Raw genomic sequence first — 9,726 nt, 5'->3', positions numbered from 1 at the left:
CCCCAATTAGGTCATGTAGTGGAGGCATTGAAAGCTAACTTTGGTGTGCAAGTATCCGCTAACGGAGAACAGCTAATTTTAGTTGATGAATCAGGCTACCCAATTCGTGGCGAAACTTTAACAGCACTGATGGTAGACATGATTCTGACGGCTAACCCCAGAGGAACGGTAGTAGTGCCAGTTCATGCTTCTAGTGCTATTGAACAAGTCGCCCGTCGTCATGATGGTAGGGTGATTCGCACCAAAGCCAACCCTACAGCCTTAATGGAAGCTTGTCAAAAAAACCCAAATGTAGTGCTGGGAGGTAGTGGAGAGACTGGTTTTATTTTCCCGCAGCTGCATCCAGGATTTGATTCCATGTTCTGTATAGCGAAGATAATTGAGATGTTGACTATACAGGAGCGATCGCTTGCTGCTGCGCGATCGGAATTGCCCCGCGTAATTCACAAAACTTATACAGTCCGTTGCCCGTGGACAGCTAAGGGTGCTTTAATGCGTTACTTGGTGGAAACTCATCCAGCCCAAAATCTAGAACTCATTGATGGAGTGAAAATTTGTCAACCCTACGATGACAGTTGGCTGTTAGTTTTACCAGATGCCAGTGAACCACTGGTGCATTTATATGCAAATAGCAACGATCGCGAATGGGTAGATGAGACTGTGAGAAACTACCGCACCCGTGTTCAGTCGTTTGTGGAAAGACAACAAGAATATCAACCCGCCGAAGCATAATTCGTAATTCGTAATTAGCGCCGTGTGCGACTTTCTTTCAAACCTAACCCCCAGCCCCTTCCCTGCAAGGGAAGGGGAGCAAGAATCAAAGCCTCTCGACCTTTCGGGGAGAGGAATGGAAGTGGGGTTCCAAGAATAAGTTACACATCGCGTTAATTCGGAATTGAATTCTTTAATTACGAATTACGAATTAGCAATTACGAATTATTTTGAGGGGGGTTCAAAATTATCATCGAGGACATTCTGGTAAACTTCTCTCAGCGTAATGGCAATCAAAATGAATTAAAGCTTCTCTACTAGAGTCAAATGAGCTAGTTGTGGAGTATGCGCTACTGTCTGGACTTGCTTCAACTGACCAAATTTTTAAATAGTAACTGCTATTATCATCGCTAGACCATAATTCATAACGGTAATCACCTCCTGAACCCTGACTATTTAAGTAGTCAGCTAGTGCTACGTTTGATGCAGACACCAAGCTAAATACAGTCAAAACAGGAATTACAGCTACTTTTAGTATTTGGATTAATTTCATAAATGCACAAAAAACTTACTTCCTCTAGCTTCCTTTACCGAAGTAATTTTTGAAACCAGTAATCATTAGGAACATTTTGTGAGGATATCGTAAGGCACTTAGTTTGAGTCGATGGAGTGCTTTCAAGAAAATATACTTAAAATAGTTATTGATTAATACGGACAACATCGCGTACATGACGCGATTTGTCTCAAGTTTAATAATGGTATCGACAAGAAATCATCGTTAGATAGGCATCCTCCACCGCATAAACCAAACGATTGGTATCGTCAATTCGCCGCAACCAAAATCCAGCTAAATTTTCCCGTAGAGGTTCTGGCTTACCTATACCCTCAAAAGGCATCCGCATCGTCTCCTGAATCAATTTATTGATTCTTTTAAGTGTCTTATTGTCTTGCCCTTGCCAGTAAAGATAATCAGCCCAAGCTTCATCTGTCCATGCCAGCATTCTAGTCATTGAGCAAATCTCGTTCCACCACTTTCCCTTGCTTAAATTGAGCAATAGAACGTTCCAAATGGGCTACATTTGTCGGAGACTTCAGCAAATGCACAGTCTCCATCAGACTATTGAAAAACTCTAGCGACATCACCACCGCATCATCCGCATCCCGTCTTGTGATGATCGTATAGTCGGCATCTTCCGTCACCCGATCTAAAACCATCTTCAGGTTATTTCTCGCCTCGCTAAAAGAGATAACTTTCATCTTGTTGCGTGAACTTGTACTGCTTATTGTACAAGTTTAGCGGTTTCTTCAATTCGTGTACTTCACAAAACTTTATTATTTATAGATGAAAAAAGTTATCAATAAGTCTGGTAGTATATCTTCAGGTTTATTGAGATAGATATTCATTAAGCCAAAAATAAGTTTCAGCGATTTGAAAACTTTATCAGGAGGTAGCTGTGGAGGAGCTTTGTTTGCTTTCCTGCTGTTAACCAATAGCAGTTTGTTTTTCTGAGTTGCACGAACTAGGTAAATAAGTATCCTTGCGTCAATTATTGCGATCGCTTCTGGCGGGTCTTTGCACCATCGCAGAATCACACATCATATATATCAGGTGGAAATATGTCGAAAAAAATTGGTCTGTTTTACGGTACTCAAACTGGCAACACTGAATCTGATGCTGAAAAAATTCGGGATGAGTTTGGTGGTGATCTTGTAACATTACATCCCATTTATGAGGCGGATACTAGCACTTTTGATGAGTATGAATTACTAATTATTGGCTCTCCTACTTGGGATATTGGTCAACTTCAGAGCGATTGGGAAGGCTTTTTCTCGGATCTGGATGAAATAGATTTCAGTGGTAAGCTGGTTGCCTATTTTGGTGATGGCGATCAATATGGCTATGCCGATAATTTCCAGGATGCGATGGGAATTCTAGAAGAAAAAATTTCCCAGCGAGGCGGTAAAACTGTTGGCTACTGGCCAACAGAGGGTTATGACTTTGAAAATTCTAGAGCTTTGAAAAATGGCAAATTTGTCGGATTGGCACTTGATGAAGGTAGTCAATCCGATTTAACAGACGAGCGAATTAAAACTTGGGTTGCTCAGTTAAAGACAGAATTTGGTTTGTAGAGATTAGGGGCAATACAGTTAAGAAAAATTGTAGGTTGGGTTAAGTAAAGCGCAACCCAACAAAGCCCCGAAAATGTTGGGTTTCGTTCCTCAACCCAACCTACAGAATTTAAGGTTTTTGGCGCTAACTGAACTGTGTTGAGATTAGGGGCGCACCGCTAGCTGTGCGTCTTTATTGAAATTGATAATTTAGAAATTATAGGTATTTATGTCTGATTCATTTGATGTTCTGTGGTTAAATGCTAGTCCTATTTTGAAGCGTTTTGATAAACCATTACTTGAATATTTATCTGGGTATATGAGAATCGCCCAGTGGGAATACCAGCAAACTAAAGATGAAGCTAGTTCCATAGATCAGGCTGTGGAGTTGCTATATGAGTTTTTAGAATGGCGCGATCGCCCCGTGCATTTAGCCGGACATGGGATGAGTGGTGCGATCGCCTTAACCTTTGCGCGTAGATTTCCTCAAAAAGTGCGATCGCTAACTCTGCTGGCTGTAGCTGCTCAACCTGCAAATAATTGGCACGCTCACTATTACTTTCAACGACAACTTTTTAGCATCAGCCGTGAGCTAGTTTTAGCAAGTACCGTTCGCAGTCTTTTTGGAAATCAACCGCCTCATACTACTAAGAAGTTAGTAGCTGCCTTAGATAAAGATTTAGAACAATCTCCCACGTCCCACTCTTTATTTAAGTTGGTTTATTTACCCAAGGGTGGAGTTTCTATGCCAATGATGGTATGTGGTAGCAAGAGTGATCCGGTAGTCAACTCAACTGTATTGCATGACTGGTTGAATTGGTTGAAGCCAGAAGATAAGCTCTGGGAATGCCCAGAAGGGTATCATTTTTTTCACTACTTCTATCCTCAACAGGTTGGCGAACAAATTTTGAGTTTTTGGCAACGCCACAATCTGCATTTGGTGGAAGCATCTGCGCTATCTTTTAGTACTTCTACAAATTAGTAAGATACAGGAGTGCGATCGCCTTTGGTGTTGGTGGTGCGTAGCTTGCCGCCGTAGGCATCGCTAATTATTGATGGTTCATCATCTTAAGCTGGGTGTAATCATTCGGATAGGCGTTCTCGAAAATAAAGGCGATATAAATTACAAAGGCATTGAACTTTATTTTCTTTAAATTCAATTAACCCCAGACTGCGTAATTTAAAACTTTGTGCAGAGTCTAACTTAACAGGAATATCACTCTCAATCACTTTTTTCATCGCTGCTTTTAACAACTTGTCTTCTTCTAGCAATGAAAGATAGGGATGTAAAAAGCCTCTAAATAATCCCTCATCAGTGGGAGCAACTTTCAAGAACTCTTCTAAAGTTAAATTACCTGTAGCAATTTGATAAAGAGCAGTCCTTAATAAATAAGGATGACCATCAATCAATTCCCTTAATTGTCCGATTTGTGTATCTGACCAATTTAATTTATGTCGTTCGACTAATTCTTTTATTTGTGTGGCGTTGAATTCTCCTATTTCAACAGATAAACCCACATTAAAGGGAGATTGATTGACATTTAAGGAAACATATACTTCTTGAGAATGAGCAATTACTAAACGCAATTTCTGCCAGATATCTTCGTTTTTACCGTATTCATGCCAAGCTCGGAGTAGAACAAAAAATTCTTGAGCAATTTCGGAATAAGGGAAAATTTTGTCAATATCATCTAAGCCTAATACTAGAGGAGTATTAATATTTTTTAATAAATAATCTTTTAAATAATTAGTGCAGTTAACTTGACTGCTTAAGCGTTTTTTCCAATATTTATCTATTTGTTCTTCTAGCCCTAATTCATCACTCATAATTGCACAGAATGCCTGTAAGAAATTATTGAGATCGGTAAGATTTTCTTTACTCCATAAATTAAGAGAAACTGTGCGATAACCTTTTTGTTTACTATGGTTAAGAATGCGACTCATTAAAGAAGTTTTACCCATCTTTTGCGGCGCTTTGATGCGGATTAACGCCCCTGATTGGAGGATGGATTCATAACATTTAATTTCCACCTCTGGACGCTCGATATAAAAGGGCGAATTAAGAGGAACTTGACCATCAGGATTTTCATAAATCACTGAGGAGTTGTTATATTGGGCTTCTGGTTTTGCTTGTTCAATACCTATATTAATTAGCAATTGTTGCTTAATAAACTTGCTAACTCCCTTGTAAACTAAATTATTTCTTGATGTTGGCTTGGTGATAGAAAGATGGTCATCATCTGTAGCAATAGGTTGGACATCTTTGATGGCTGGGTTAGCACTATCTGGGTCTACAACTAAAAAGCCTTTGGTGGGTCTTGTTTCAAAATAAACCTTTGTAGCAATTTCTAAGGAATCAACATTTTGCCGATACCACTCGTTAAGTTGACGCAGTTGGGGAATATGTACTTTCAGTTCATCAACGCTGACAGAGCTTCGTGCCAAAATCCCAATTTTATCGACTAAGTTAGCGAGATGAGAACCAGTGTGAGGAGTGGATAGAAATACAATACCTTTTGTCTGTTGAATAACTGCTTTCTTTTGAAATGTCTGAGCATTACGCAGCATTTCTTTGATTAATAATCCACCCATACTATGAGCGATAAAAATTATTGGGTATTCTCCAATATAAGAAACTTCTAAATATTCTTGTAAATTACTTGCTCTATCAAAGAGTGGCATAGTTGAACCTCTCCACTCAAAGGGTTCAGCCTTGTAGCCAAAAGACCAAATCCCTAAATCTGGTCTTTCTTGTGCAAGCCATGTTAACCAGAAATTATCATCGTTGGGTAGTTCTTGCGGATGCCAAGTTCCTCGTGCGTGGCCACCTAACCCGTGAACAAAAATCACATCCCCGCAGCGCTTTGGGTTGTCACATCCCGATATTTTGATTAAACCAGTCATCTCTGCGGGTTCAGGTTTTGGGGGTTTAGAAAAAATGTTAAAGGGCATAGATATTATGGGGAGAATTAGAGGTTGTTTGAAAAGTGTTTCGCTGTGATTTTAGGCGCTTTTAGATCCCCCCTAACCCCCCTTAAAAAAGGGGGGAACCGGAATGGAATCAAAGTCCCCCTTTTTAAGGGGGATTTAGGGGGATCTAGAACGTTTTGCTACCGACAAGAGAACTTTTTAAACATCCTCTTAGGATGACAAATTCTTCTTATGCCACGATCGCAGCGCGACTTAAAACTAGGATACAGCTATCACGTCACGACTCGGTGCAATAACCGGGAATTTAAATTAACGCGTCACGAATGCCGTCAGGTGTTTCTCTATGCTCTCCAAAAGGCATTGGCTAAGTTCCAATTTAAGCTCTATGCCCTATGTATTATGTCTAACCATGTCCACTATCTACTTGAGCCGGCACAACCGAACGATTTACCCAAAATCATGCACTGGATAAATTGGTACACGGCTATGTGTTTTAACCGAATGTTGAACCGTACAGGACATTTTTGGGAAAAACGTTATCACAGCACAGGATTTGACAAAAGTGACTATCAACGGGCATTGAATACGCTGCGGTATATTCACGCCAACCCAAAAGCTGCGGGAATGCAAGAAGGCTTTTTCTATGATTTTAGTAATTATGGAGTCTATGACCGACTGGGAGATGATGGTTTAACAACTTGGCATCCGGCTTTTTTGGTGTTGGGGAAAACTTTGAATGAATGTGCTGCTAAATATCGAGGTTTTTGTAAGAAGTACAAACCAAAAGCGAAAACAGAAAAACACTATTTTTGGGGTAATCAATTTTTGCCTAAAGTAATTAAAGGCAAAGGAAAAAAAGCATCACCAGGACAGATGCGATTGCCTTGGGATAATTGGGAGGCAAGTAATCCAGAAATTGTTGATGTGGCTGAGAAATTTATTTTTGCTAATTGTTATAATCCGCAAGTTGCAGGGATGATTTTTAGAGATCACAATCAATGATTTGAGATGAAGATAGGAGCAGTGTCTCTATTTATCACTAAATATGTCTTTTTTACAGGAATTTGCTACTTTTTGGTAATATCAACGACTCTAAATTAGCTCTTCTCAGTTCCCTCTGTGTTGTTTGTTTTTTTTCTTTGGGTTGTACATTGCCTAGTGCCAGATATCGAATCTCCCAAAGCCTTATTACTGCGTGGAAAATATCCCAAAAATAAATCTTTCCAATTCTCTGAAAGCCTTATCTGCTACAATTTACAAGTCTTCCATAAAAGAGAGAAATCCATGTTCGATTCGAAGTTCTACTTTCTCCCTCTACTCCTTTCCTACTCTCCCTCCAGACACCGACACTTCCACCCCCTCCACCCTGCGCCCCCCAATCTTTTCCGTAATTAGGGAGTTCTCCCACTGATACTTCTCCCTCCCCTACCTCCCCTCTCTTCAGGTTCATGGGTAATTCCTCATATCTTCTCCACTCCCCATCCTGTCCTGTCCATCCCACACTTTTTGTAAAATCATTATACCCTTTATCGTTCCAATTTTTCCATTCTCCCTTCTCCCAATCAAAATCGAGAGAATTGCCAGTAGCCAAATATATTTTTTTCTGGACACTATAACCAAAATACCCCTTAGAGTTATTTACCCAAAGTGTATCTAGTTGTTTTAAATCCTTACAATTAAAGTTTTTGACATCAGTTAAATCTAGATAAGTTTGTTCTTCCTTTCCCGCTGAATAGAGAATAAACTGCCAATTTTTATCATCTGCTTCCCTCCATCTTTGCTGCTGCATTAAATAGTCTAATTCATTCAATAAATGTTCCTTTAAAGATTCAGCATAAGCTGGATTTGAGCTATCCAGTTTTTTTAGTTTCCGATAAAGCAAAGCTACAATATCAGCATTGCCATTGTAGAGAATATTTAGGTTTAAGGTAAATAAATCAAGATGAGACTTAAACTGAGATTTAAGACTGCTGATAGAATCAAATGCTTTTTTATAATCTGCTAAAGCCTTAGATTTATTTGAGCGTTCCTCTAATTTACCTTTAACGTAGTTAATATAAACTAAAGTAGCTAAATTATCGGGAGTTTTATCAATTTTATTTTCTATTATTGATAATTCTTCCAGACTTTTAGTAAAATTTATTTCAGCCTTTTCTAAATCTTTTTTTTGATTTTGATCCTTGTCTGCATCAGCTAGATATTGATATCCTAAAACCAGCGAACTATTTAATAAAGCCTCTTTTAGCTGAAAATTATTAATTTTCTTCTGCAAAACCAAACCTGCAATATTCAAAGACTGATTGGCTTCGTTTGTTTTTCCCTTTTGTTGCAGTTTAGAAGCTACTGCTGATAATTTTCTAATTTTATCAATAGATTGGTTGAGTTCTTTTGTGTTTTTGTGAGCAGTTTGCAACTGGATAAATGCACCTATACCTAACAAACCTGTAATTCCTAAAGTAACAGATAAAACTATCACTCCAAAACGCATTCTTTGCCTAGCAGTTATTAATTGCCTTTCTGCTTCTTGTTTAGCTTCCGCTTCAATTTGTCTAGCTTTTTCTGCTGCTTCCTTTTCTTTCTTTTCTCTTTCTAATGCTGCCTGGATTTCTGTTTCTGCAAGTTCTTCTTTTCGCTGTAATGTGCGACTAGCGGCTAAAAATTCTCCATCTTGAAAACTTAAACTTTTATCCTTTGCCCAAACTTCCGCTTCTACTAAAGCTTGCCCCCGCAATAAACGAGACTCATCCAGTTTTCCTGATAATATCCACTGACGATAATTCTCTACATAAGGACGCAAACTAGCTAAAGTTTTCTCAATCCATAAGTTGTCAAAAATGGTTTGATAAATTAGGTTATAAACTTTTAATTTATTCTCTTTGTTAACAACAATTCCCGCTAACTGTAAATCACTCTGTTCAATACTACTATCAATATCTATTCCGCCTGAGTGCCATACTTGTTGATATAAATCTAACAAGTATGCCGCTTTTTGTTCATCTCTTTTTAAAATCCTATTCCGAATCGTTCTAAAGTGTTCCGGTTCATCTTGAGATTCCCAATTCTCAATCACTCGACTTCTGACTAAATTCTCTACAAAAGCATCTTCCTCACCTGGGAGAATTACAGTTGCAGATTTACGGACAAATTCACAGACTTTCTGAGTCAAAAATGGCTGTCCTCCAGTCCAGTCTAAAATCGCTTTTAGTACGGCTTCCGGGTTGCTAGTTTGTGCAGAGAATCCCTTGATTAAAGGTAAAGCTTCTGCAAATTTAAATCCGGTTAATTCAATTCCTTTGCCAATATTAAAAGGAGTGCGCTTTTTATCTTGAATTAACTCAGAAGGCGTGGCGACTCCCAAAAGCACAAAAGTAATGCGTTGATATTCAGGATTATCAACTCTTTGATTAAAGAAAGCTCGAATTAAAGCAAAAAAATCATCAACCGGAAATTTTAAACTGAGAATACTATCAATTTCATCTATAAAAATAACAATCTGTGTGGAAACTAATTTGAGTAATTTGTCAATAAACTTCCCAAAAATCTGCACATCAGAAAAACGGGAATTTTCTTCCCATAATTCATCTATATCAAATTGCTCACCTAAGTTTAAACTTTCAGAACCAGCAATAGTATCAATAATCCCAGAATACCATTGTTCCGGCTTTAGCCCTGATGTCCCAAGTGCGGTTAAATCAATAGATACACAAGCAATTCCTTCAACCTGTAACTTTTGCATTGTGCGGACACGCAAACTAGATTTACCCATTTGTCGAGAGTTGAGGACAAAACAAAACTCTCCAGCTTTCACAGCCTGATACAAATCTGCATCAGCTTTGCGTGTGACGTAGGTAAGTGCATTAGCAGGAAGACTACCGCCAAATTGATATTGATAATTTTCGGGAACAGGCGAACTTGTAGTCATACTTTATATGGCTAATAGTTTAAATTATACCTAGAAATCGTTTTGAGGTACTT

At 38.7% G+C, this 9,726-nt stretch carries 8 protein-coding genes and 1 pseudogene; 4 read left to right on the top strand and 5 right to left on the bottom strand.

Features of this window, described 5'->3' with window-relative positions:
• Window positions 1-732, top strand: a pseudogene (locus VB732_RS31365) (mannose-1-phosphate guanylyltransferase); the annotation flags it as partial.
• Window positions 733-961: 229 nt separating this feature from the next.
• On the opposite strand, the gene VB732_RS31360 reads toward VB732_RS31365, so the two are convergent.
• The 3 genes from VB732_RS31360 to VB732_RS31350 all read right to left on the bottom strand — a co-directional run bounded on the left by VB732_RS31360 (window position 962) and on the right by VB732_RS31350 (window position 1,968).
• Complete coding sequence (locus VB732_RS31360; protein WP_323234759.1) at window positions 962-1,264, bottom strand: hypothetical protein; 303 nt, start codon at window positions 1,262-1,264, stop codon at window positions 962-964.
• 196 nt (window positions 1,265-1,460) lie between these two features.
• The gene (locus VB732_RS31355; protein ID WP_323234758.1) at window positions 1,461-1,721 is read right to left on the bottom strand and encodes a Txe/YoeB family addiction module toxin; all 261 of its coding nucleotides are present in this window, start codon (window positions 1,719-1,721) and stop codon (window positions 1,461-1,463) included.
• Complete coding sequence (locus VB732_RS31350) at window positions 1,714-1,968, bottom strand: type II toxin-antitoxin system prevent-host-death family antitoxin (protein WP_323234757.1); 255 nt, start codon at window positions 1,966-1,968, stop codon at window positions 1,714-1,716. The genes VB732_RS31355 and VB732_RS31350 overlap by 8 nt, the downstream gene beginning before the upstream one ends.
• A 360-nt stretch (window positions 1,969-2,328) precedes the next feature.
• On the opposite strand from VB732_RS31350, the gene fldA reads away from it, so the two are divergent.
• Together fldA and VB732_RS31340 are read left to right on the top strand one after the other, a co-directional pair.
• The gene (gene fldA / locus VB732_RS31345; RefSeq protein WP_323234756.1) at window positions 2,329-2,841 is read left to right on the top strand and encodes a flavodoxin FldA; all 513 of its coding nucleotides are present in this window, start codon (window positions 2,329-2,331) and stop codon (window positions 2,839-2,841) included.
• Between the two features lie 208 nt (window positions 2,842-3,049).
• Complete coding sequence (locus tag VB732_RS31340; RefSeq protein WP_323234755.1) at window positions 3,050-3,802, top strand: alpha/beta hydrolase; 753 nt, start codon at window positions 3,050-3,052, stop codon at window positions 3,800-3,802.
• A 101-nt stretch (window positions 3,803-3,903) separates the two neighbouring features.
• Here the strand turns inward: VB732_RS31340 and VB732_RS31335 are convergent, their stop codons facing one another.
• The gene (locus tag VB732_RS31335; protein WP_323234754.1) at window positions 3,904-5,772 is read right to left on the bottom strand and encodes an AAA-like domain-containing protein; all 1,869 of its coding nucleotides are present in this window, start codon (window positions 5,770-5,772) and stop codon (window positions 3,904-3,906) included.
• A 210-nt stretch (window positions 5,773-5,982) separates the two neighbouring features.
• On the opposite strand from VB732_RS31335, the gene VB732_RS31330 reads away from it, so the two are divergent.
• Complete coding sequence (locus VB732_RS31330; RefSeq protein WP_323234753.1) at window positions 5,983-6,753, top strand: transposase; 771 nt, start codon at window positions 5,983-5,985, stop codon at window positions 6,751-6,753.
• A gap of 238 nt (window positions 6,754-6,991) precedes the next feature.
• Here VB732_RS31330 and VB732_RS31325 read toward each other — a convergent pair whose 3' ends face one another.
• A complete protein-coding gene (locus tag VB732_RS31325; RefSeq protein WP_323234752.1) occupies window positions 6,992-9,673 on the bottom strand; it encodes an AAA-like domain-containing protein in 2,682 nt (893 codons plus the stop codon).
• Window positions 9,674-9,726: the final 53 nt, after the last annotated feature.

The organism is Nostoc sp. UHCC 0252 (genome assembly GCF_034931145.1).
In the GTDB taxonomy this organism is placed as follows: domain Bacteria; phylum Cyanobacteriota; class Cyanobacteriia; order Cyanobacteriales; family Nostocaceae; genus Nostoc.
Note: the sequence above shows the minus strand (reverse complement) of the source record. Positions and strands in the feature narration are given on the sequence as shown.

Bases quoted from the DNA above. Each gene is read 5' to 3' on its own strand.
- fldA (WP_323234756.1), top strand. From the start codon at position 2,329: ATGTCGAAAAAAATTGGTCTGTTTTACGGTACTCAAACTGGCAACACT.
- VB732_RS31340 (WP_323234755.1), top strand. From the start codon at position 3,050: ATGTCTGATTCATTTGATGTTCTGTGGTTAAATGCTAGTCCTATTTTG.
- VB732_RS31335 (WP_323234754.1), bottom strand. From the start codon at position 5,772: ATGCCCTTTAACATTTTTTCTAAACCCCCAAAACCTGAACCCGCAGAG.
- VB732_RS31360 (WP_323234759.1), bottom strand. From the start codon at position 1,264: ATGAAATTAATCCAAATACTAAAAGTAGCTGTAATTCCTGTTTTGACT.
- VB732_RS31325 (WP_323234752.1), bottom strand. From the start codon at position 9,673: ATGACTACAAGTTCGCCTGTTCCCGAAAATTATCAATATCAATTTGGC.
- VB732_RS31330 (WP_323234753.1), top strand. From the start codon at position 5,983: ATGCCACGATCGCAGCGCGACTTAAAACTAGGATACAGCTATCACGTC.
- VB732_RS31355 (WP_323234758.1), bottom strand. From the start codon at position 1,721: ATGACTAGAATGCTGGCATGGACAGATGAAGCTTGGGCTGATTATCTT.
- VB732_RS31350 (WP_323234757.1), bottom strand. From the start codon at position 1,968: ATGAAAGTTATCTCTTTTAGCGAGGCGAGAAATAACCTGAAGATGGTT.